Source organism: uncultured Ralstonia sp. (genome assembly GCA_913056305.1).
Lineage (GTDB): Bacteria > Pseudomonadota > Gammaproteobacteria > Burkholderiales > Burkholderiaceae > Ralstonia.
Window position 1 is genome coordinate 1 of record CAJXMR010000017.1, and the last position, 22567, is coordinate 22567.

23 protein-coding genes and 1 pseudogene are annotated in these 22567 nt (G+C 66.9%); 18 read left to right on the forward strand and 6 right to left on the reverse strand.

The window, feature by feature from the left end; genetic code table 11:
* From QZ609_RS04960 to ftsB, 11 genes and pseudogenes are all read left to right on the forward strand, one after another.
* A pseudogene (locus QZ609_RS04960) lies at nt 1–1411 on the forward strand (DNA internalization-related competence protein ComEC/Rec2); the annotation flags it as partial.
* Between the two features lie 110 nt (nt 1412–1521).
* On the forward strand, nt 1522–3003 hold the full coding sequence (locus QZ609_RS04965; RefSeq protein WP_295491844.1) for a circularly permuted type 2 ATP-grasp protein: 1482 nt from the start codon (nt 1522–1524) through the stop codon (nt 3001–3003).
* A gap of 70 nt (nt 3004–3073) precedes the next feature.
* Nucleotides 3074–4024, forward strand: coding sequence for an alpha-E domain-containing protein (locus tag QZ609_RS04970; protein ID WP_295491846.1), 951 nt, complete (start codon nt 3074–3076; stop codon nt 4022–4024).
* 57 nt (nt 4025–4081) lie between these two features.
* A complete protein-coding gene (locus tag QZ609_RS04975) occupies nt 4082–4918 on the forward strand; it encodes a transglutaminase family protein (RefSeq protein ID WP_295491848.1) in 837 nt (278 codons plus the stop codon).
* A 92-nt stretch (nt 4919–5010) separates the two neighbouring features.
* A complete protein-coding gene (locus QZ609_RS04980; RefSeq protein ID WP_295491850.1) occupies nt 5011–5925 on the forward strand; it encodes a peptidase in 915 nt (304 codons plus the stop codon).
* A 23-nt stretch (nt 5926–5948) separates the two neighbouring features.
* Nucleotides 5949–6770 carry an alpha/beta hydrolase gene (locus QZ609_RS04985; RefSeq protein ID WP_295491852.1) on the forward strand — a complete coding sequence of 274 codons (822 nt, stop codon included), beginning with the start codon at nt 5949–5951 and terminating at the stop codon, nt 6768–6770.
* A gap of 79 nt (nt 6771–6849) precedes the next feature.
* Nucleotides 6850–8514 (forward strand): CTP synthase, encoded by a 1665-nt coding sequence (locus QZ609_RS04990; protein WP_295491854.1) that lies wholly within the window; start codon nt 6850–6852, stop codon nt 8512–8514.
* A 22-nt stretch (nt 8515–8536) separates the two neighbouring features.
* A complete protein-coding gene (gene kdsA, locus QZ609_RS04995) occupies nt 8537–9391 on the forward strand; it encodes a 3-deoxy-8-phosphooctulonate synthase (RefSeq protein WP_295491856.1) in 855 nt (284 codons plus the stop codon).
* A gap of 67 nt (nt 9392–9458) precedes the next feature.
* The gene (locus QZ609_RS05000; protein ID WP_295491858.1) at nt 9459–9749 is read left to right on the forward strand and encodes a DUF1330 domain-containing protein; all 291 of its coding nucleotides are present in this window, start codon (nt 9459–9461) and stop codon (nt 9747–9749) included.
* A gap of 50 nt (nt 9750–9799) precedes the next feature.
* Nucleotides 9800–11083 (forward strand): phosphopyruvate hydratase, encoded by a 1284-nt coding sequence (eno, locus tag QZ609_RS05005; protein WP_295491860.1) that lies wholly within the window; start codon nt 9800–9802, stop codon nt 11081–11083.
* 89 nt (nt 11084–11172) lie between these two features.
* The gene (gene ftsB / locus QZ609_RS05010; RefSeq protein ID WP_295491863.1) at nt 11173–11508 is read left to right on the forward strand and encodes a cell division protein FtsB; all 336 of its coding nucleotides are present in this window, start codon (nt 11173–11175) and stop codon (nt 11506–11508) included.
* Nucleotides 11509–11571: 63 nt separating this feature from the next.
* Here the strand turns inward: ftsB and QZ609_RS05015 are convergent, their stop codons facing one another.
* The 3 genes from QZ609_RS05015 to QZ609_RS05025 all read right to left on the reverse strand — a co-directional run bounded on the left by QZ609_RS05015 (nt 11572) and on the right by QZ609_RS05025 (nt 13610).
* Nucleotides 11572–11976 (reverse strand): hypothetical protein, encoded by a 405-nt coding sequence (locus tag QZ609_RS05015; RefSeq protein ID WP_295491865.1) that lies wholly within the window; start codon nt 11974–11976, stop codon nt 11572–11574.
* Nucleotides 11977–12072: 96 nt separating this feature from the next.
* Nucleotides 12073–13086 (reverse strand): Hsp33 family molecular chaperone HslO, encoded by a 1014-nt coding sequence (locus tag QZ609_RS05020; RefSeq protein WP_295491867.1) that lies wholly within the window; start codon nt 13084–13086, stop codon nt 12073–12075.
* Complete coding sequence (locus QZ609_RS05025) at nt 13083–13610, reverse strand: gamma carbonic anhydrase family protein (protein WP_295491869.1); 528 nt, start codon at nt 13608–13610, stop codon at nt 13083–13085. Before QZ609_RS05025 ends, QZ609_RS05020 begins: the two co-directional genes overlap by 4 nt.
* Before the next feature lie 118 nt (nt 13611–13728).
* On the opposite strand from QZ609_RS05025, the gene QZ609_RS05030 reads away from it, so the two are divergent.
* Nucleotides 13729–14559 (forward strand): ferritin-like domain-containing protein, encoded by an 831-nt coding sequence (locus QZ609_RS05030; protein ID WP_295491871.1) that lies wholly within the window; start codon nt 13729–13731, stop codon nt 14557–14559.
* A 78-nt stretch (nt 14560–14637) separates the two neighbouring features.
* Entirely contained in the window at nt 14638–15555 is a 918-nt protein-coding gene (locus QZ609_RS05035) for an alpha/beta hydrolase (protein ID WP_295491873.1), read from the forward strand.
* A 9-nt stretch (nt 15556–15564) separates the two neighbouring features.
* On the opposite strand, the gene QZ609_RS05040 is transcribed toward QZ609_RS05035, so the two are convergent.
* The 3 genes from QZ609_RS05040 to QZ609_RS05050 are packed head-to-tail and all read right to left on the reverse strand — an operon-like array spanning nt 15565 to nt 18314.
* A complete protein-coding gene (locus QZ609_RS05040; protein ID WP_295491875.1) occupies nt 15565–16119 on the reverse strand; it encodes a DUF4166 domain-containing protein in 555 nt (184 codons plus the stop codon).
* Nucleotides 16116–17228 (reverse strand): saccharopine dehydrogenase NADP-binding domain-containing protein, encoded by a 1113-nt coding sequence (locus QZ609_RS05045; protein WP_295491877.1) that lies wholly within the window; start codon nt 17226–17228, stop codon nt 16116–16118. The genes QZ609_RS05040 and QZ609_RS05045 overlap by 4 nt, the downstream gene beginning before the upstream one ends.
* Nucleotides 17229–17234: 6 nt before the next feature.
* Nucleotides 17235–18314, reverse strand: coding sequence for an NAD(P)/FAD-dependent oxidoreductase (locus tag QZ609_RS05050; RefSeq protein ID WP_295491879.1), 1080 nt, complete (start codon nt 18312–18314; stop codon nt 17235–17237).
* A gap of 162 nt (nt 18315–18476) precedes the next feature.
* Here QZ609_RS05050 and QZ609_RS05055 point away from each other — a divergent pair, with 162 nt between their 5' ends.
* The 5 genes from QZ609_RS05055 to QZ609_RS05075 are packed head-to-tail and all read left to right on the forward strand — an operon-like array spanning nt 18477 to nt 22518.
* Nucleotides 18477–19337 (forward strand): 3',5'-nucleoside bisphosphate phosphatase, encoded by an 861-nt coding sequence (locus QZ609_RS05055; protein ID WP_295491881.1) that lies wholly within the window; start codon nt 18477–18479, stop codon nt 19335–19337.
* A 33-nt stretch (nt 19338–19370) separates the two neighbouring features.
* On the forward strand, nt 19371–19994 hold the full coding sequence (locus tag QZ609_RS05060; protein WP_295491883.1) for an L-threonylcarbamoyladenylate synthase: 624 nt from the start codon (nt 19371–19373) through the stop codon (nt 19992–19994).
* A 57-nt stretch (nt 19995–20051) separates the two neighbouring features.
* Nucleotides 20052–20717 (forward strand): site-2 protease family protein, encoded by a 666-nt coding sequence (locus QZ609_RS05065; RefSeq protein WP_295491885.1) that lies wholly within the window; start codon nt 20052–20054, stop codon nt 20715–20717.
* A gap of 21 nt (nt 20718–20738) precedes the next feature.
* Nucleotides 20739–21941 carry a tryptophan--tRNA ligase gene (locus QZ609_RS05070; protein ID WP_295491888.1) on the forward strand — a complete coding sequence of 401 codons (1203 nt, stop codon included), beginning with the start codon at nt 20739–20741 and terminating at the stop codon, nt 21939–21941.
* Nucleotides 21942–21951: 10 nt separating this feature from the next.
* Nucleotides 21952–22518 carry a class I SAM-dependent methyltransferase gene (locus QZ609_RS05075; protein ID WP_295491890.1) on the forward strand — a complete coding sequence of 189 codons (567 nt, stop codon included), beginning with the start codon at nt 21952–21954 and terminating at the stop codon, nt 22516–22518.
* The last annotated feature ends 49 nt before the right edge of the window (nt 22519–22567 follow it).

Here is a 22567-nt window from a genome sequence, read left to right on the forward strand (position 1 = left end):
GGCGGTCATGTCCGCCGGCTTCTGGCTGTCGTTCGGCGCGGTGGCGATCATCTTCCTGGCCGCGCAGATGGCGGCCGATGCACGCCACGATCGCGAGCGGCCAAGCGTGCTCGCGCGGGTGCAGCGCGGTCTGCGTGGTGCCACGCGCATTCAACTGGCGGTCACCTTCGGCCTGCTGCCGCTGACGCTGATCCTGTTCCAGCAAACGTCGGTGGTGTCGGCGGCGGCGAACGGGCTGGCGATTCCCGTGGTCAGCTTCGTCACCACGCCGCTGGCGCTGATCGGCGCGGCGCTGCCCGATCTGTTTGCGCAACCGGTGCTGGCGCTGTCCGAGGCGAGCTTTGGCTGGCTGGCGGTGTGGCTGGAGTGGGTGGGGCGGCCGAGTTGGTCGGTGTGGGTGGCGCCGTCGGCGCCGGTGTGGGCGTTGCTACTGGCCGTCGGCGGGGTCGTGCTGATGCTGGTGCCGGGCGGCCATCGCGCGTGGGCGTGGCGCGCGCAGGGGGCCATCCTGCTGCTGCCCATGCTGCTCGCGCGCGTGCTGGTGCCGCAGCCGGGCGAGTTCCGCGTGGTGGCCTTCGACATCGGCCAGGGCGCCGCCGCGCTGGTCGAGACCACCCACCACCGCCTGCTGTTCGATACCGGCCCACGTTATGGCGACCACGCCGACGCTGCCGCTCGCGTGATCGTGCCGTACCTGCGCGGCCATGAGGCGCAAGCGCTGGATGCGCTCATCGTCAGCCACGAAGACAGCGACCATGCTGGCGCCACCGAAACGGTGATGGCTGCGGTGCCGGTGCGCACCATGTTGGCGTCCTTGCCGCCCGACCATGCATTGCGGGAGATTGCCCAGGCATACGACGTCGACGCCGCTGGCTGTGTCGCCGGCCAACGCTGGACGTGGGACGGGGTGGACTTCGAGATCCTCCATCCGGTGCAGGCGCCCGCCGGTGGTGCGCGGGTGTCGAGCAACGCGCGCAGCTGCGTGCTGCGCGTCGGCAACGCGCGCCATGCCGCTTTGCTGACCGGCGATATCGAAGTCGCCTAGGAGGCCGCGCTGATCGCCACCGAGTCTCCCGAGCGGCTCATGGCAGACATCTTGCTAGTTCCCCATCACGGCAGCAAGACGAGCTCCAGCGGGGCGTTTTTGGACGTGGTGTCCCCGCAGGTGGCGATTTTCCAGGTCGGCTACCGCAACCGGTACGGTCATCCGCATCCGCAGGTATGGCAGCGCTATGTGGCGCGCGACATCAAGCGGCTGCGCACCGACCAGGCCGGTGCCGTCGTCATCGAGACGCACGGCGATGCGCTGGACGTGCAGACGGCGCGGTCGATGCGGCCGCGCTACTGGTCGTCGGCGCGCGAGGTTGAGACCTTGGCGAACGAGACGGAGCCGGCAGAAACGCTGCCGTAAAACTTGGTGGCACGGTGGTTTCGCCCCATTGTGGGTGTCAAAACCGCTGTGCTATAAAAACCACATGCCGTGCAGCCGCACGGCATGGCAGTCCGTCAGGGGAGGAAAGCATGACAGCCCGGTTCTATGATGAGATGCTCAACTGGCATGGCGAACGCAGCCCCCATGCCGCCGAACCGGCCCCGGCAGCGCTCGTCCAGCAAGGCGAGGTGCGCAGCCACTATGGTCGCTTCGCCGAATGGCTGGGCGCCCAGTCCGCCACCACGCTGCAGAACAAGCGTGCCGAGGCCGACCTGATCTTCCGCCGCGTCGGTATCACCTTCGCCGTGTATGGCGACAAGGACGAGTCCAACAGCGGCACCGAACGCACGATCCCGTTCGACATCATCCCGCGCATCTTCCCGGCCAGCGAGTGGGCCACGCTCGAGCGCGGCCTGCGCCAGCGCGTGGATGCGCTCAACCGCTTCCTGCACGACATCTACCACGAGCAGAACATTCTGCGCGCGGGGGTGATCCCGCCCGACCAGATCTACAACAACGCCCAGTACCGCCCCGACATGCTGGGCGTGAACGTGCCGCGCGACATCTACGCGCACGTGGCCGGTATCGATATCGTGCGCGCCGGCGAGGGCGAGTTCTATGTGCTGGAAGACAACCTGCGCGTGCCCTCGGGCGTGTCGTACATGCTGGAAAACCGCAAGATGATGATGCGGCTGTTTCCAGAGCTGTTCGCGCGCAATCGTGTGGCGCCGGTCGCGCATTACCCTGACTTGCTGCTCGACATGCTGCGCAGCGTGTCGCCGCAGAACATCTCCGACCCGACCGTGGTGGTGCTCACGCCCGGCATGTACAACTCGGCGTATTTCGAGCACGCGTTCCTCGCACAGCAGATGGGCATCGAGCTGGTCGAAGGCCATGACCTGTTCGTGCAGGACGACCACCTCTACATGCGCACTACGCAGGGCCCGCAGCGCATCGACGTGATCTACCGCCGCGTCGACGACGACTTCCTCGACCCGCTGGTGTTCCGCCCGGATTCCTCGCTGGGTGCGGCGGGGCTGCTATCGGTCTACCGCGCCGGCAACGTCACCATCTGCAATGCCATCGGCACCGGCGTGGCGGACGACAAGTCGATCTACCCGTACGTACCGGACATGATCCGCTTCTACCTGGGCGAGGAACCGATCCTGAACAACGTGCCGACGTATATGTGCCGCAAGCCGGACGACCTGCAATACGTGCTCGACCACATGGGCGAGCTGGTGGTCAAGGAGACGCACGGCGCGGGCGGTTACGGCATGTTGGTCGGCCCGGCGGCCACCAAGGACGAGATCGCCGCGTTCCGCGAGGTGGTCAAGGCACGCCCCGACCAATACATCGCCCAGCCGACGCTGGCGCTGTCCACCTGCCCGACCTACGTGGAAGCCGGCATCGCGCCACGTCACATCGATTTGCGGCCCTTCGTGCTGTCGGGCAAGGACGTGCGCATGGTGCCGGGCGGCCTCACGCGCGTGGCGCTGCGGGCGGGCTCGCTGGTGGTCAACTCGTCGCAGGGCGGTGGGACGAAGGACACGTGGGTGCTGGAGCGCTGAAGGCTCGCTCGCGCATTGACGCAACCTCGAAACCTTGCAATCGACATAACCGAACACGACAGGGAACGCCATGCTCAGCCGCACCGCAGACCACCTCTTCTGGATGGCGCGCTACACCGAACGGGCCGAGAACACCGCCCGCATGCTCGACGTCAACTACCAGACCTCGCTGATGCCGCAATCGGCGGAAATGGCGGAGCAGGGCTGGTGGGCGATGCTCGACATCTCCGAACTCACGCGGGTTTTTGATGAACGCTACGGCCTGCTCTCGCGTGACGACGTGATCGACTTCATGGTCCGCGACATGACCAACCCGTCGTCGATCATGAGCTGCCTGCGCGGCGCGCGCGAGAACGCCCGCGCGGTGCGCGGTTCCCTCACGACCGAGGTGTGGGAGACCATCAACACCACCTGGCTGGAGGTGCAGCGCCTGATTGCCGAAGGCATGCTGCGCGATGACCCGTCGCAGTTCTTCGAGTGGGTCAAGTTCCGCTCGCACCTGTCGCGCGGCGTGCAGCTCGGCACCATGCTCAAGGACGACGCGTTCTACTTCATGCGCCTGGGCACCTTCCTGGAACGCGCCGACAACACCGCGCGTATCCTCGACGTGAAGTTCCAGTCCACGCCCACGCGCGACGAGACCGCCGCCGAGCACGCGGATTTTTATCACTGGGCGGCCATCCTGCGCTCGGTCTCGGGCTTCGAGGTCTACCGCAAGATCTACCGCAACGTGATCACGCCGACGCGGGTGGCGGAGCTGCTGATCCTGCGCGGCGACATGCCGCGCTCGCTGCTGGCCAGCATGGACGAGGTGGTGGCGATCCTCTCCACGGTGCGCAACAGCCAGTCGTCGGAGACCGAGCGTCGCGCTGGTAAACTGCATGCCGACCTGCGGTACGCCCGCATCGAGGATATTTTCGCGGTCGGCCTGCATCCGTGGCTGACCAACTTCCTGGAGCGCATTGGCGATCTGGGCAACGGCATCAGCCAGGATTTCCTGGTGCCGCTCGATGCGGTGTGACACCCGGGGCACTTTGTATACATCGGGGCGTCGCATGTGTGCGGCGCCCGCGCCATCGTGAAATACCAAATTCGACATACCACGGTCTACCGTTATGCCGAGCCGCTGCGCCACAGCGTGCACGAGCTGCGGTTGACCCCCCGCAGCGGCCCGCTGCAGCAAGTGGACAGCTGGCAGATCCACGCCCCCGGCAACCTGACGCGCGCCACCGACGGCTTCGGCAACGTGGTGCACCACTTCACCCTGGGCAATCGCGCTGACGACGTCACCATCGACGCCCGCGGCATCGTCGAGGCCTTCCCGTCCGGCGCGCCCGGCAGCCACGGTTTTGCCGACGCCCCCGGGGACGGGCGCTACCGCGTCTCGCCGCTGTACTTCCTGAGCACCACGCCGCTGACCTCCGCGCCGCCCGAGCTGGCCGCATTCGCACGCGAACATGCGCTGGTCCAGGGCGATGCCGAGTCGGCGTTGAGCCTCGCCCGGGCCATCGCCACGCGCGTGCGCTACAAGCCGAACGCCACCGACGTCGGCACCACGGCTGCCGAGGCCTTCAACCTGAGCGCCGGCGTCTGCCAGGACCAGGCGCAGGTGATGGTGGCATGCTGCCGGGCGCTGGGCGTGCCGGCGCGCTATGTCAGCGGCTACTTCCACGCGGTCGGCGAGGAAGACCTCGCCAGTCACGCGTGGGCCGACATCTGCCTCGACGCCGAGTCACACACGTGGTGCAGCATCGATGTCACGCACCAATGCTTTACCGACGGGCGCCACATCCGCCTGGCCGTCGGCCGCGACTACCAGTCGGCGGCGCCCATCCGCGGCATCCGCCAGGGTGGCGGAGCCGAGACGCTGGACGTGAGCATCTCGATTGAGCCGTTGCCCGCCGAGGCTGCCTGAGTGAACTGAACACCGCTTCTAAGCGCGACGTTGCGTTGCAATTGACACGCTAGAATGCTTCCAACCCAACGATTTCGTTTGTCGCTTCGCCCATGACTTATTGCGTCGCCATGCGCCTGGACGCTGGCCTGGTCTTCCTGTCGGACTCCCGCACCAATGCGGGCGTCGACGCCATCTCCACCTTCCGCAAGATGACCGTCTTCGAGCGCGAAGGCGATCGCGTCATGGTGCTGCTGACCGCCGGCAACCTCGCCATCAGCCAGGCCGTGCGCCAGGTGCTGACCGAGGCGCGCGACAAGCCGCGCTCGCTGTGGACGGCGCGGGACATGTTCGAGGCTGCCACCATCGTCGGCGAGGCCGTGCGCGAGGTCTACGACCGCGACGCCGCGGCGCTGGCCAAGGCCAAGATCGATTTCAACGTCAGCATCATCTTCGGCGGGCAGATCGGCGCCGAGCGGCCGCGCTTGTTCAACGTCTACGCCGCCGGCAACTTCATCGAAGCCACGCCCGAGAACTGCTACTTCCAGATCGGCGAGGCCAAGTACGGCAAGCCCATCATCGACCGCGTGATCCGTCCGGCGCTGCCGCTGGACGAAGCCGCCAAATGCGCGCTGATCTCGATGGATTCGACGCTGAAGTCGAATATCTCGGTGGGCCTGCCACTCGATCTGCTGGTCTACGAGACCAACTCGCTGCGCGTGACGCGCTTCGTCGCCATTGACGAGGAAAACCCGTATTTCGCGATGATCCGTGGCACCTGGGGCAAGCGCCTGCGCCAGGTGTTTGCCGAGATCGAAGATCCGGATTGGGAGACCGACACCACGCCGGCGCACCCGCTGCGCCGCGAAGGGCACCCGTCGGTCGAGGTGGAGCCGGTGCGTATTGCGCCCCCTGCGCCGCCTGCCGCCGATGCCCCGGCCAAGCCGCAACGTGCGCCTGGTCCTGCGTTCGAGCAGGTCGCGACGCTGCAGCGCGTGGCCGGCAGCGGCAAGCCAGAGTCGCACTGAACGCCAGCACAGGAGCCGGTTCGATGCGCGATGTGATGCTCTTTTCGCATGCCAATGGCTTTCCGGTCGGCACGTATCGGAAGATGCTGGGCGTGCTGGGTGACGAGTTCGACATCCGCGCGGTCGAGCGCTTCGGGCACGACCCGCGCTTCCCCGTCACGCGGTCCTGGCCAGGGCTGGTGAAGGAGTTGCTGGCGGAAATCGACGCGCAGCCCGAGCCGGTCTGGCTGGTCGGCCATTCGCTGGGCGGCTTCCTGAGCCTGATGGCGGCGCTGCGCCGTCCCGAGCGCGTACGCGGCGTGCTGATGCTGGATTCGCCGGTCATTGCGGGCTGGCGCGCCAAGCTGGTGCGCGTGGCGCAATGGCTCAACATTGACGAGAGCCAATCCCCGGCGGCCGTCACCAAGAACCGGCGCAATCTCTGGCCCGATCTCGATGCGGTCTGGAGTCACTTCAAGGCCAAGCGCAAGTTCGACCGCTGGGATGAAGACGTCCTGCGCGATTACGTCGAGCGTGGCACCGAGCCGACCGGCCGCGAGGCCGAGCGCACATTGCGTTTTTCGCGCGAGGTCGAATACCAGATTTACCGCACCTTGCCGACCAATCTTGGTCGTCGCGTGTCCGGCGGCACGCCGTTCCCGGTCAGCTTCGTGGCGGGCACGCGCTCGCGCGAGGTCCGCCAGATCGGCCTGGGTGCGACCCGCCGCCTGGTCGGCAGCCGCCTGGGCTGGATCGAGGGCAGCCACCTGTATCCGATGGAAAAGCCGCTGGAAACGGCTGACCTGATCCGCCGGTTGATCAACGAAATGCGCGCCGACGCAGGCGCCATGCGGCACGCCGCCTGAACAGGCAAATTCCGCCGTTCTGTCACGAATCGCAAGGGGCACCTTTGGTATAATCCGGCTTTCCCCGGCAAGCTAGGTTATGACCAAGTTCGTATTCGTCACCGGTGGCGTTGTGTCCTCACTCGGCAAGGGCATCGCCGCCGCCTCGCTCGCGGCCATTCTTGAGTCGCGCGGCCTCAAAGTCACCCTCCTCAAACTCGATCCCTACATCAACGTCGACCCGGGCACCATGAGCCCGCTCCAGCACGGCGAGGTGTTTGTGACGGAGGACGGCGCAGAAACCGACCTCGATCTTGGCCACTACGAGCGCTTCGTCTCGGCCAAGATGCGCAAGTCGAACAACTTCACCACCGGCCAGGTCTATGAATCCGTGATCCGCAAGGAGCGTCGCGGCGAGTATCTGGGCAAGACGGTGCAAGTGATTCCGCACATCACCAACGAGATCCAGGCCTTCATCGAGCGCGGCGCCAAGGCGTCGCACGACGGCCGCGCCGATGTGGCGATCGTGGAAATCGGCGGCACGGTGGGCGACATCGAATCACTGCCGTTCCTGGAAGCCGCGCGCCAGATGAGCCTGCGCCTGGGCCGCAACCAGGCCGCGTTCATCCACCTGACGCTGGTGCCGTTCATCGCCAGCGCCGGCGAGCTGAAGACCAAGCCGACCCAGCACTCGGTGCAGAAGCTGCGCGAAATCGGCGTGCAGCCGACCGCGCTGCTGTGCCGCGCCGACCGCCCGATCCCCGATGACGAGCGCGCGAAGATTTCGCTGTTCGCCAACATGCCGCAGGACGCGGTCATCTCGGTGTGGGACGTCGACACCATCTACAAGATCCCGCAGATGCTCAACGAGCAGGGGCTGGATCGCATCATCTGCGAAGAGCTGCGCATCGACGCGCCGCCGGCGGATCTGTCGGTGTGGGCCCACATGGTGCACACGCAAGAGAACCCGCAGCACGAGATCACCATCGGCATGGTCGGCAAGTATGTCGACCTGACCGAGTCGTACAAGTCGCTCATTGAAGCGCTGCGCCACGCCGGTCTGCACACCTCGACGCGCGTCAACATCGAATACATCGATTCCGAAGAGCTGGAGTCGGGCCATACGCAGGTGCTGGACTCGCTCGATGCAGTCCTGGTGCCGGGCGGCTTTGGCAAGCGCGGCACGGAAGGCAAGATCCGCGCGATCCAGTACGCCCGTGAGAAGGGTGTGCCGTACCTGGGCATCTGCCTGGGGATGCAGCTCGCCGTGATCGAATTCGCCCGCCACCTGGCCGGCATGAAGGACGCCAACAGCACGGAATTCAACGACGAGACCCAGCACCCGGTGGTGGCCCTCATCACCGAGTGGCTGGACCGCGACGGTGCCGTGGAAAAGCGTTCGGCCGACTCCGACCTGGGCGGCACGATGCGCCTGGGCTCGCAGCGCGTGCCGGTGCAATCGGGCACCAAGGCGGCGACGATCTACGGCGCGGAAGTCAACGAGCGCCATCGCCACCGCTACGAGGTGAACAACCACTACGTGCCGCAGCTCGAAAAGGCCGGGATGATCATCTCGGCGCGCACGCCGTCGGAAAACCTGCCGGAAATGATGGAACTGCCGACGTCGATGCACCCGTGGTTCGTCGGCGTGCAGTTCCACCCGGAATTCACCTCGACGCCGCGTGACGGCCATCCGCTGTTCAAGGCCTACGTGGAAGCCGCGCTGGCGCATCACCAGCAGAACACGCAACGCGCTGTCGCTTGAGCGGCAGCGCACAGGAAACACGATGAAACTCTGCGATTTCGAGGTCGGTCTCGACCATCCGTTCTTCCTGATTGCCGGCACCTGCGTGATCGAGTCCGAGCAGATGGCGATCGACACCGCCGGCACGCTCAAGGAGATCACGGGCGCGTTGGGCATTCCGTTCATCTACAAGTCGTCGTTCGACAAGGCGAACCGCTCGTCGGACGCGTCGTTCCGCGGGTTGGGGCTAGAAGAGGGCCTGCGCATCCTGGCGGAAGTCCGCCGGCAGGTGGGTGTGCCGGTGCTGACCGACATCCACGAGATCGACGAGATCAAGCCGGTGGCAGCGGTGGTGGACGTGCTGCAGACGCCGGCCTTCCTGTGCCGCCAGACGGATTTCATCCGCGCCTGCGCGCAGAGCGGCAAGCCGGTCAACATCAAGAAGGGCCAGTTCCTCGCGCCGCATGACATGAAGAACGTCATCGACAAGGCGCGCCATGCGGCCCGCGATGCCGGCCTGCCGGAAGACAACTTCATGGCCTGCGAACGCGGCGCCTCGTTCGGCTACAACAACCTCGTGTCGGACATGCGCTCGCTGGCGATCATGCGCGAGACGGGCGCGCCGGTGGTGTTCGATGCCACGCACTCGGTGCAACTGCCGGGCGGCCAGGGCACCAGCTCGGGCGGCCAGCGCGAGTTCGTGCCGGTGCTGGCCCGCGCGGCCATCGCCACGGGCGTGGCGGGTGTCTTCATGGAAACCCACCCCGATCCCGCATGCGCAAAATCAGACGGCCCGAATGCCGTGCCGCTGCGCCGCATGAAAGACTTGCTGTCGGTACTGAAAGAACTGGATGTGCTCACCAAGCGCAGCGGTTTCCTGGAAAATCAGTTCGACTGATCCCACCTGACCGGCGGCTCCCCCAGCCGCTGACGTCGCCATCGATTCAGCATCCGGAGAGAGACACATGGCCGCTGGCTACATCCTCGCGTACGTGGACGTGACCGACCCCGTGCAATACGAGCAATACAAAGTGCTGTCGACCAAAGCCTTTCAGGTTCACGGCGCCGAGCCGCTGGTGCGTGGTGGCAAGACCGAGTCGTTGGAAGGCGAGTGGAACCCTACCCGGGTTGTGGTGCTCAAGTTTCCGAGCTATGACGCCGCCAAGGCGTTCTACGACAGCGAGGAATACCACGCTGCCCGTGACGCGCGCGCCAAGGCCGCGCACATGAACATGATCGTGGTCGAAGGCGTCTGAGCCTGTCGATTGCGTCGCATTACCTGCTTTAAGAGACCAAGAGGGAATTCATGAGTGCCATCGTAGATATCATCGGTCGCGAAGTGCTGGACTCGCGCGGCAACCCCACCGTCGAATGCGACGTGCTGCTGGAATCGGGCGTGATGGGCCGCGCCGCCGTGCCGTCGGGCGCCTCCACCGGCTCGCGTGAAGCCATCGAACTGCGTGACGGCGACAAGTCGCGCTACCTGGGCAAGGGCGTGCTGAAGGCCGTCGAGCACATCAACACCGAGATCTCCGAGGCCATCATGGGCCTGGACGCGTCGGAACAGGCCTTCCTGGATCGCACCCTGATCGACCTGGACGGCACCGAGAACAAGAGCCGCCTGGGCGCCAACGCCATGCTGGCCGTGTCGATGGCCGTGGCCAAGGCCGCTGCGGAAGAAGCCGGCCTGCCGCTGTACCGTTACTTCGGCGGTTCGGGCGCCATGCAGATGCCGGTGCCGATGATGAACATCGTCAACGGCGGCGCGCACGCCAACAACAGCCTGGACATCCAGGAATTCATGGTGATGCCGGTCGGCCAGTCGAGCTTCCGTGAAGCCCTGCGCTGCGGCGCCGAGATCTTCCACGCGCTGAAGAAGATCCTCGCCGACAAGGGCATGAGCACGGCCGTGGGCGACGAAGGCGGTTTCGCACCGAACTTCGCCAGCAACGAAGAGTGCCTGAACACCATCCTGTCGGCCATCGAGCAGGCTGGCTACAAGGCCGGTGAAGACGTGCTGCTGGCGCTGGATTGCGCCGCCTCCGAGTTCTACAAGGACGGCAAATACCACCTGGAAGGCGAAGGCCTGCAACTGTCGTCGGTGGACTTCGCGAACTACCTGGCCAACCTGGCCGACAAGTTCCCGATCGTCTCGATCGAAGACGGCATGCACGAAAGCGACTGGGACGGCTGGAAGGTCCTGACCGAGAAGCTCGGCAACAAGGTCCAGCTGGTGGGCGACGATCTGTTCGTCACCAACACCAAGATCCTGAAGGAAGGCATCGAAAAGGGCATCGCCAACTCGATCCTCATCAAGATCAACCAGATCGGTACGCTGACCGAGACGTTCGCCGCCATCGAGATGGCCAAGCGCGCCGGCTACACCGCCGTGATCTCGCACCGCTCGGGCGAGACCGAAGACAGCACCATCGCCGACATCGCCGTCGGCACGAACGCTGGCCAGATCAAGACCGGCTCGCTGTCGCGCTCGGACCGCATGGCCAAGTACAACCAGCTGCTGCGCATCGAGGAAGACCTGGGCGATATCGCCACCTACCCGGGCAAGTCGGCGTTCTATAACCTGCGATAATCCTTCGCAGTTTCGCTCCGGATCACCGTGCGACCGCCGCTTGGCGGTCGCGTGGTATCCGGGGTGGCTGATTGCCCACGCCTGACCGTATGCGCCTGATCACGCTGTTCCTGATGCTGTTGCTGCTTGCCATCCAGTACCCGCTCTGGCTGGGCAAGGGCGGCTGGCTGCGCGTGTGGGATATGCAAAAGCAGGTGAGCGCGCAGAACCAGCGCAACGCTGAGCTCAAGCAGCGCAACACCAAGCTCGAAGGCGAAGTGAAGGACCTGAAGGAAGGCACGGGCGCCGTCGAAGAGCGCGCGCGCTATGAGCTGGGGATGGTCAAGGACGACGAAGGCTTCGTCCAGTTCGTCGCACCGGCCCCCAAGACCAGCGAAACCCCACCGCTGCCGCCGCCCCCGACCGGGCAGCAGAACCGGCACTGAGCGTGCCGGGCGAACGCGTGACCAGCAGGGTCGACGCGATCGCCTCCTGAAAATTCCTCTGGCCTACCAGTAGTACGGATAGCCCCACACGGGCGCGCCGTAGCTGAATCCCCAGCCGCCATGGTGGCGCCAGCCGCTGCCGTAGAACACCGAATAGCTGCCGTAGGCCGGATAGGGCGCGTAATAGGGCGTCGCCACGTATTCGCGCATGCGCGCTTCGCGCTCGGCCGCCTGGTCGGATTCACGCAGGGCCTTGGCGTTCAGGTCGTCGAGCTTCTTGCGTTCTTCCGGTGTGAGCGGAGCGGGCGCGGAAGCTTGGGTATCGGCGGGCATGCGCGCCGTGTAGGGGGTGCCGCCTGGTCCGCGCGGGACGTAGACGCAGGCGGATGCCAGCGCTGCCGCCAGCGCAGGCAGGGCCAGCCGGGCAACGTTGGACAGGGTGGTCGGTGACGTGGTTGAAGAGGGCATGGTGCGCTCCGCGATCAGGAACAGGCTTCGCGTTTAGAGCGTCAGCGGCACCCGGAAGTGCCGCCGCTGACGCATCTTCATACTATGTCGCCGGAATCAGTGGTGCTGCCCGGGGGTGCCCTGGCTGCTCTCGACCACCGTGCCCTGCGCGAACAGCTGCGCACAATCGACCGAGTCGAAGGCGTAGTGCTGGCCGCAGAACTCGCAGTCGATCTCCACCTTGCCGCGCTCCTGCAGGATGTCGTCGATCTCTTCCTGGCCGAGCGTGCGCAGCATCGCCCCCACGCGCGCCCGCGAGCACGAGCAGCGGAAGCGCGGCAGCAGCGGCTCGAACATGCGGATGCCGGCGTGCTCCATTTCTTCCCAGTAGAGCCGCTTGATGAGCGTGTCGATGGGCTGCTCCAGCAGTTCGTCCCGGCGCAGCGTCGTGCCGAGTTGGCAGACGCGCTCCCAGGTGTCGAGGTCTTGGCTGTGCACGTCTTCGTGCAGCGGCTGGCCGGTCTCGCCCACCTGCGCGGGCTCGTTGCCGGGCCGGCCTTCCATCGCGCCGCCATAGGACGGCAGGCGCTGCAGCAGCATGCCGGAAGCGATCTTGTCGTCCGCCGCCAGCCACAGGCGCGTGTCGAGCTGTTCCGAGGTCTGCATGTAATGCTCCAGCACCTCGGTCATGCTGCTCAGGGGCCCGGTCGTGTCGGCCAGCGGCACGATGCCCTGGTACGGCTGCTGGCCCGGCAGCTTGTCTTGCGGATCGAGCGTGATGGCGAAACGGCCGTGGCCGTGCGCATTGACCATCGAGGCCAGCGTGGCATCGTCGGCAATCTCGGCGCCGTCGGCCAGCTTGGCGGTGGCGCGCATCGACAGGTCGGAATTGCACTCCACCACCAGCATGCGCACCGGGCCGTCGCCGTGCAGCTGCATGATCAGCGCGCCGTTGAACTTGAGGTTGGCCGACAGCAGCGCGGCAGCGGCCATCATCTCGCCCAGCAGCGTGCGCACCGGGGCGGGGTAGTTGCGGCGGCGCACGACCTCTTGCCAGGTCCCTTCCAGGCGCACCAGTTCACCGCGCACCGGCGCGGCGTCGAATACGAATTTCTTCAGTTCGTCAGTCATCCATCGATCCGTTTCAGTTGCTGCTTGTACATCGCCTGGCGCACGGCATAAGTCTCGGTATTCATGCGCATCTTGGCGACGTCTTCGTCTGTCAGTGTCCGCACCGCCTTGGCCGGGGCGCCCAGGATCAGCGAGCGATCCGGGAAGACCTTGCCTTCCGTGATGATCGCGCCTGCGCCCACCAGGCATTCCTTGCCGATCACCGCCCGGTTGAGCACCACTGCCTGGATGCCGATCAGCGAGCCCTCGCCGATGGTGCAGCCGTGCAGCATGGCCTGGTGGCCGATCGTCACGTTGTCGCCGATGTCGAGCGGGCAACCCGGGTCGGTGTGCAGCACGGCGCCTTCCTGCACGTTGCTGGCCGTGCCCACCACGATCGGCTCGTTGTCGCCGCGGATGACCGCGCCGGGCCAGACGCTGGCGCGTGCCTTGAGCTCCACGCGGCCGATCACGGTGGCTTCTGCCGCCACGTAGGCGTCGTCGTCAATGGTCGGGGCAACGTCGCCGAGTTGGTAGAGGGCCATGCGTTCGTCTCCAGAATCTGTCTAAATGGGGGAAAGGTGCGCGCCTTCAAGCCCGCGCCTCGTCCAGAGGGCGGGCAGGCCGTCGAATAGAATGCCGGAAAGCCCAAATTGTACGCCGATGACCTCAATCCAGACGCCTGCCACGTCTTTGCGCCACGACGCGCTGGCCGCCCTGTGCCTCACCGATCCAACCAGCAAAGTCGACGCCACCCTGCGCCTGGGCGAGCGCGCGCGTGACGCCAGCGACACAGCTTGGGGCGCGGATGAGGCGGTCTTCGCGCCCGCCGCCGGCATCCCCGGCCGGCCCGATACGCCGCTGCTGGTGCCACCCGCCGAGGTGCCGCGCCGCCGCGCGATCGACCGGCCGCATGGCCGCGCCGTGCTGCTGCACGCGCTGGCGCATATCGAATTCAACGCCATCAACCTCGCGCTCGATGCCGTGTGGCGCTTTGCCGGCATGCCGGTCGCCTTCTATCGGGACTGGATGCGCGTGGCGGCGGAGGAGGCGACGCATTTCTCGTTGCTGACCGCGCACCTGGCCACGCTCGATTGCCGCTACGGTGACCACCCCGCCCACGATGGCCTGTGGCAGATGACCGAGAAGACCGCCGCCGACCCGCTCGCCCGCATGGCGCTGGTGCCGCGCACGCTGGAGGCGCGCGGGCTGGACGCCTCGCCGCCGATCCGCGCCAAGCTGGCGGCGGCGGGCGATCTGACCGCGGCCGGCATCCTCGACATCATCCTGCGCGACGAGATTGGCCACGTGGCCGTGGGCAACCGCTGGTACCGCTGGCTGTGCGACCGCGCCGGGCTGGACCCGCTGCCGACCTATCGTGCGCTGGCCGAACAATACGGAGCACCCCGCCTGCGCGGGCCGTTCAACCTTGACGCCCGTCGCCAGGCCGGTTTCGACGACGACGAGATCGCCGCGCTGGAAGCGTCGTTCTAAGCGGCACGTGGTTGGTCATCCATCGCTATAATCATCAGAAAAAGAACGATCGTTCGATTCTCTTCGGTGACGGAAACCATGGACTCCACCACGCTGCCGGCCACGCGCCACGCCTCCCGCTCCACCTATTTGCCCGTGCGCGGCTTGCGCTACCACATCCGCGAATGGGGCGAGCCGGGCGCGCCCATCCTGTTCCTGTTCCACGGCTGGATGGATGTGTCGGCGTCGTTCCAGTTCCTGGTCGATGCGCTGCGCGAGCGCTGGCACATCGTCGCGCCGGACTGGCGCGGCTATGGCCTGACCGCCGCGCCGACCGGTGCGCCTGGCGTGGACTGCTACTGGTTCGCCGATTACCTGGCCGACCTGGAGGCGATCATTGATCACTATCAGCCGGAGGGGCAGGTCACGCTGGTCGGCCACAGCCTGGGCGCCAATGTGGTGTGCCTGTACGCGGGCATCCGGCCCGAGCGCGTGCGTCGCGTGGTCGATCTGGAGGGCTTCGGCATGCCGGCCTCCAAGGCATCGCAGGCGCCGCGCCGTTACGCGCGCTGGCTCGATGAGCTGAAGGACAAGCCGCGCCTGAACACCTACGCCACCGTCGACGACGTGGCCGCCCGCCTGCAGAAGACCAACCCGCGCCTGCCTGCCGACAAGGCCGCCTTCCTCGCCCAGCACTGGTCGCGCCAGAACGCCGACGGCCGCTGGGAAATCCTCGGCGATCCGGCCCACAAGATTGTCAACCCGCAGCTCTATCGGCTGGACGAGGTGATGGAGGTCTGGCGCCGCGTGACAGCGCCGGTGCTGCACGTCGAGGCGGTCGACTCCCCCACGCTGAAAGCGCTGGCTGGCGAGGTGCCGCTGCCGGAGTTCAAGTCGCGCTTTACCGCGTTCCAGGATTTCCGCGAGGTGCTGATCGCCGATGCGGCTCACATGCTGCACCACGACCAGCCCGAGCAGGTGGCGGCGTTGATCGAGGGATTCTGCCGCGAGGCCTGAGCGTCCGCCTCAGTCGACAGGGTGCTGGGCCTGCACCGTGGTCAGGTCCAGATAGCCGCGATACGCCGCCACCACGCCCAGCAGCGGCACGCTGGCACGCACGTTGAAGTGCAGGCGGTCGCCGTGGCCGGTTTCCTCGGCCACCACCGCCGGCCGCAGCCAGGCGGGGCAGGGGATGCCGAGAAAGTGCACGCCCTGCAGGTGCATCCGCAGCGTGCCGGCCTCCGCTTCCAACACGAAGAACAAGCGCGTCGCGCCGAGCTTCTCCATGATGCGGCCCCGATGCAGCGACAGCGTGGAGCGCATCGTGTGGCGCGGGAAATGGCGTGTCCAGGTTTCTTCGGTGGGCGTGGCGTGGAGCGCGAAGCGGATCGGCCCGCGCGTTGGCGTGCGCGGCGTGCGGATGCACCACGCGAGCCAGCGCGCGGAGCGCGATGCGGGCGGCTCGGTTTCGACTTCGCCGTGCAGGGTCACGTGGCCGGCGAGCCGGTGGAACGCCTGTACCGCCGGCGCCAACTGCGCATAGTGTGTGCCGAGCACGATTTCGTAGAGCGAGGCGGTCATGCAGACGCTTCCTGCATCGTGATCGCCAGGCCGTCGATCTCGCGTGCGAAATCCGCCAGGGTCAGCAGGCCGACGCACGGCATCGCCCCGCGTTGCGGCAGCGTGCCTTCAAAAAAACGGCGGACCAGCGCCGCCGCGGCCAGGGTCGGCACGTACGGGCCGTCGCCGTGGGTGGCCAGCAGATGCCAGAGGCGGCTGCACGCGCGGCCGTCGGCGTCGCGTCCATCAACGCGGATGTGCATGCCGCCCACGTCCGAGCCCCAATGTAGAAACCAATCCGAGGCGGCCTTCAGCCAGCGGGTGTGGCGCGACCAGTCCTTCACCAGCCCGGCCCGCGCCAGTGCAGCCATCGTGTTCATGCCGCGATGGAGGAAGCGCAACTCCAGCCCCGCGCCAAAGCGCACGTGCGGCGTGCCCGGATAGCGCGGCGGAAACAGCGCCAGGTCCGGCACGTCGCACGGCGACATCAACCGCTCGCCGACCGGAGCGGGATAGCGGTGCCGCCACGTGCCGCTCCAGCCATACACGGGTGCGCGCGAGGAGGGCAGCGCCTTGCCGCAATAGCTCAGGATCGCCTGGATGGTCGACAGGCCGCGCTCGGTGCGGTTGCCGGGGCTGATGCCGATGTCGATGGTGTCGACGGTTGCCATGTCGCGCGTCAGTTCATCGATGGCTGCGCCGGAGAGCGCCGGCACCGAGCTGGCGCCACTCACGACCAGCGTGCCGGCCCGCGCGGCGGCGTCGTTCAGCGCAGAGATGCCCTGCACGAAGGCGCGGCCATCCGCGAGGTCGATGTAGTGCACACCGGTCTCGATGCAGGCATACGCGACGCGGTAGTCCTGCCCCTGGAACGGCCCGCCGGTATGGATCAGCACGTCGGGCGCCAGCGCCTGCAACTGCCGGGTGAAATCGGCTGCGTGGATGTCGAGGGCAACGGCCCGCAACGCAGCGCGCGCCTTGGGCTGTAGCGCGTTCGCCAGCGCAGTGGCTTGCGCCAGCGAGCGCCCCGCAATCGTGATCGTCAGCGTGGCATGCGCCGACAGCCGTTCAACCAGCCGCCTGCCGAAGAAACCATAGCCGCCGATGACGACGACGTGTCCGCTGCGCATCGGCTTTCAGCCCGCCGTCACGTGCAGCTTGGACTGCAGGCCCGCATCGTTGCTGGTATGCATGTGGACCAGCGTCTTGTCGGGATTCACATAGCGGTACGCGCGCCGCAGCGCCATCGCCACCTCGTGGAAGCCCGACAGGATCAGCTTCTGCTTGTTCGGGTACAGCGCGATATCGCCGGCGGCAAACACGCCGGGGCGTGAGCTTTCATACGCGGTGGTCTCCACCACGATGCGCCCTGCGCGCATCTCGACGCCCCAGTTGGCGATCGGGCCGGGCTCGGAGACCAGCCCATACAGCGCGATCAGTTCATCGCAGGGGAGCACGGCTTCGCCTTCGCGCTGGCGGATGGCGGCGCCGGTGAGGGTGCCGTCGGGCGTGCTGTCCAGCCGGCTGATCATGCCGACGATGAAGTCCATCTCGCCGGCCGCCACCGATGCACGCATCTCGGCCACCGACGCATCGGCCGCGCGGAAGCCCTCGCGCCGGTGCACCAGCGTCACGCGCGCGGCGATCTTGCGCAGCGCCAGCGCCCAGTCCAGCGCCGAATCGCCGCCGCCGGCCACCACCACTTGCTTGCCCGCGAAGCGCGCGGTGTCGCGCACGGCGTAGTGCAGGTGGCGGTCTTCCAGCGCGGCGGCTTCGGGCAGGGCGACGCGCTGCGGCGCGAAGGCGCCGTTGCCGGCGGTGACGAGCACGGCGGCGCAATCGAACACATCGCCGGCACTGGTGGTGACGCGGAAGCGCTCGCCATGCGCGGCGGGGATCGTCTCCACCGTCTCCGCGCGGCGGCTGCACAGGATTGGGTAGCCGAACGGCGCGCACTGCGCCATCAACCGGTCGACCAGCTCCTGTGCCGTGCACGAGACCAGCGCGGGAATGTCGTAGATCGGCTTCTCCGGATACAGCTCGGTGCACTGGCCGCCGGGGCGGTCCAACGCATCCACCAGCACGCACGACAGCCCCAGCACGCCCGCCTCGAACGCGGCGAACAGGCCGACCGGCCCGGCGCCCACGATGAGCACGTCGATGCGCTGATCGACCGGCTGGATGGCATCGGCGGGGAGGGTGGTCTGGGCAGTCATGGCAAGGAGAAGTGGACGAAACAATGGAGCCACTATAGCGCGCTGCAACACCCGTGCCGCCAACGCCAGCACGGCCAGTCGGGTCTTCCGGGGCATTCGGCGGATATTCCGCGCGCCGCGCGCCGGCCACCCGATACCGCGTCGCAGCAGTAAAATGGATGGATGCTGAATTTATCTGCCGCTTCCCCCATCAACGCCGACCTGCACTGCCACTCCACGGTGTCGGACGGCCTGCTTGCGCCGCAAGAGGTGGCCGCCCGCGCCGCCGCCCACGGCGTGACGCTGTGGGCGCTGACCGACCACGACGAGGTGGGCGGACAGGCTGCCGCGCGCGCGGCCGCGCAGTCACTGGGCATGGACTACTTGCCGGGCGTGGAGATTTCCGTCACCTGGGCGGGGCGCACGCTGCATATCGTCGGGCTGGGCATCGATCCGGAGAACGCCGCACTGGTGCAGGGGCTGGAACGCACCCGCTCGGGCCGCTGCGCACGCGCCGAGGACATCAGCGCGGCGCTGGCCAAGCTTGGCATTGCCGACGCCTATGAGGGCGCGCTGGCCTACGCCGGCAACCCCGACATGGTCTCGCGCACGCACTTCGCGCGCTTTCTGGTCGAGCACGGCCATTGCGCGAACATCTCCGAGGTGTTCGACCGCTACCTGGGCGACGGCAAGCCGGGTTACGTACCGCACCGCTGGGCGCGCCTGGCCGATGCCATTGGCTGGATCCACGGCGCGGGCGGCGTCGCGGTGATGGCGCATCCGGGCCGCTATACGCTGTCGCTGATCGAGCACAGCGCGCTGTTCGACGAATTCAAGGACCTTGGCGGCGAGGCCGTCGAGGTGGTCACCGGCAGCCACACGCCCGACCAGTACGCCTATTACGCCGACGTGGCGCGCCGCTATGGCCTGATGGCCTCGCGTGGCTCGGATTTCCACGGCCCCGGCGAAGGGCGTGTGGAGTTGGGCGAACTGCCGCCATTGCCCGCCAACCTGACGCCGGTGTGGAGCCGGTGGATGTCGTAGCACCCACCCGATCCATTTCCCCACCGGCCCCGCATGTCCCAGTTCTTCCAGATTCATCCGACCACGCCGCAAGGGCGCCTGATCCGCCAGGCGGCCGAGATCATCCGCGCTGGCGGCCTGCTCGCGTTGCCGACCGATTCCTGCTACGCGCTCGCTTGCCACCTGGATGACAAGGCGGCCGTCGAACGCCTGCGCCGCGTGCGCGGCATCGACGAAAAGCACCACCTGACGCTGATGTGCCGTGACCTGTCGGAGCTGGCCACCTTCGCCCGCGTTGACAACAAGCAGTACCGCGCCGTGAAGACTGCCACGCCAGGCCCGTTCGTGTTCCTGCTGGAAGCCACCAAGGAGGTGCCGCGCCGGCTGTCGCACCCGTCGCGCAAGACCATCGGCCTGCGCGTGCCCGACCACGCGATCCCGCTGGCGCTGATGGCCGAGCTGGGCGAGCCGCTGCTCTCCGCTACGCTGCAGCTGCCTGGTGATGACGAGCCGCTCAATGAGGCGGAAGCGATCCGCGCCCGCCTGGAGAAGCAGCTGGACTTGGTGATCGACGGCGGCCCGGCCCCGGCTGAGCCCACCACCGTCATCGACCTGACCGGCGGCGAGCCCGAACTGGTGCGCAAGGGGCGGGGCGATCCGGCCCGCGTCGGCCTGTAAACGTGTGGTGCGCAAGGCTCATGTGCCGCCGCACGCGCTTGCTACAATAGCCCGCTTATGGACCCCACCCTGATCCAGAACATCGCGGTCTACGCGATCCCCGTTTTGTTTGCCATCACGCTGCATGAGGCGGCGCATGGCTATGTCGCCAAGCATTTTGGTGACGATACCGCCTATGTGATGGGGCGGATCAGCATCAATCCGCTGCGGCATATCGATCCGATCGGCACGATTGCGATGCCGCTGCTGCTGTATTTCGCCACCCACGGCGCCTTCGTGTTTGGCTACGCCAAGCCGGTGCCGGTGCGTTTCGACCGGCTGCGCGACCCGCGCTGGCACGGCATGTGGGTCGCGCTGGCCGGGCCCGCCACCAACTTTGTGCAGGCGATTGCCTGGGGGGTGTTCGCCATCCTGCTGGCAGTGGGCGGCGTGAACGAGGCCTTCCTGATCGGCATGGCGCGCGCCGGCATCCTGGTCAATATGGTGATGGCAGCGTTCAACATGTTTCCGCTGCCGCCGCTCGACGGCGGGCGCGTGCTGGCCGCGCTGTTGCCCCCGCGCGCAGCGCTGGGCCTGGCGCGCATTGAGCCGTTCGGCTTCTTTATCGTGATGGCGCTGATCATTTCCAACGTCATCACCAATGTCTGGATGCGCCCGATCATGGCGCTGCTGTTTCAATTGCTGCAGTGGATACTGAGTCCGCTGCAGGCGCTGTTCTCCTGAGTTCCTACCTTTATCTCCCACATGTTTCCTGACCGCGTACTTTCCGGCATGCGTCCGACCGGTGCCCTGCACCTGGGGCACTACCACGGCGTCCTGAAAAACTGGGTCCGGCTGCAGGCCGAATACCCGTGCTTCTTCTTTGTCGCCGACTGGCATGCGCTGACCACGCACTACGAAACGCCCGAGGTGATCGAGGAATCGGTGTGGGAGATGCTGATCGACTGGCTGGCCGCCGGCGTCGATCCGTCGCAGGCCACGCTGTTCATCCAGAGCCGCGTGCCCGAGCATGCCGAGCTGTTCCTGCTGCTGTCGATGGGCACGCCGCTGGGCTGGCTCGAACGCGTGCCGACCTACAAGGACCAGATCGAGAAGCTCAAGGAGAAGGACCTCTCCACCTACGGTTTCCTCGGCTATCCGCTGCTGCAGGCCGCCGACATCCTGATCTACCGTGCCGGCTTCGTGCCGGTGGGCGAAGACCAGGTGCCGCACGTCGAGATGACGCGCGAGGTGGCCCGCCGCTTCAACTACCTGTACGGCCGCGAGCCCGGCTTCGAAGAGAAGGCGCTGGAAGCCGCCAAGAAGCTCGGCGGCAAGCGCGCCAAGCTGTATCTGGAGCTGCGCACCGCCTACCAGGAGCGCGGCGAAGACGAGGCGCTGGAGCAGGCCCGCGCGCTGCTGGCCGAATCGCAGAGTCTCTCCATGGGCGACCGCGAGCGCCTGTTCGGCTACCTGGAAGGCGCCCGCAAGATCATCCTGCCCGAGCCGCAGGTGCTGCTGACCGAAGCGTCGCGCATGCCCGGCCTGGACGGCCAGAAGATGTCCAAGTCGTACGGCAATACCATCCGCATGCGTGAGGACAAGGAGACCGTCGAGAAGAAGGTCCGCACCATGCCGACCGATCCGGCCCGCGTGCGCCGCAACGACCCGGGCGACCCGGACAAGTGCCCGGTCTGGCAACTGCACCTGGTCTATTCCGACGACGACACCAAGCAATGGGTGCAGAAGGGCTGCCGCAGCGCCGGCATCGGCTGCCTGGAGTGCAAGCAGCCCGTGATCGAAGGTATCCTGCGCGAGCAGCAGCCGATGCTCGAACGCGCCCAGAAGTACATGGACGATCCATCCCTGCTGCGCGCCATCATCGCCGACGGTTGCGACAACGCGCGCAAGGTCACGCAAGAGACCATGCGCGAGGTGCGCGAGGCGATGGGCCTGGCCTACAGCTGATGCGCCGTTGATGACTGCTGCCATGTTTGACCCGCATGCGCTCGTGGCGCCTTCGCCGTGGGTGGAGCGCTGGGCGGCCGAGCTGCCGGCCGGCGCCCGCGTGCTGGATGTCGCCTGCGGCAGCGGCCGGCATGCGCGTTGGCTCGCCGCTCGCGGCCTGCGTGTGACCGGCATTGATCGGGATGCAGGGGCGCTGGAAGGACTTCTCGGAATTGCAGAAACCGTCGCCGCCGACATTGAGGGTGGTCCGTGGCCGTTGCCTGCCGGGGCGACTTTCGATGCCGTGATTGTCACCAACTACCTGCATCGCCCGCTGTGGCCGCGGTTGCTGGCCTGCGTCGCGCCGGGTGGGCGGCTGATTTACGAAACCTTCGCGCTCGGAAACGAAACCGTCGGCAAGCCGTCCAACCCTGCGTTCCTGCTGATGCCAGGCGAATTGCTGGGGGCAGTGGGCGGCCACCTGCGCGTGATCGGCTATGAAGACGGCTTCGTCACATCGCCCCGAGACGCTTATGTGCAGCGGGTTTGCGCGGTACGCGAGCTGCCCGGCGTGACGGCGCCGCGCTACGCACTTTGAACTTGCTTAAAGCGAGGGGCTTACCCGTCGCCCGGCGGGTATTGTGTGT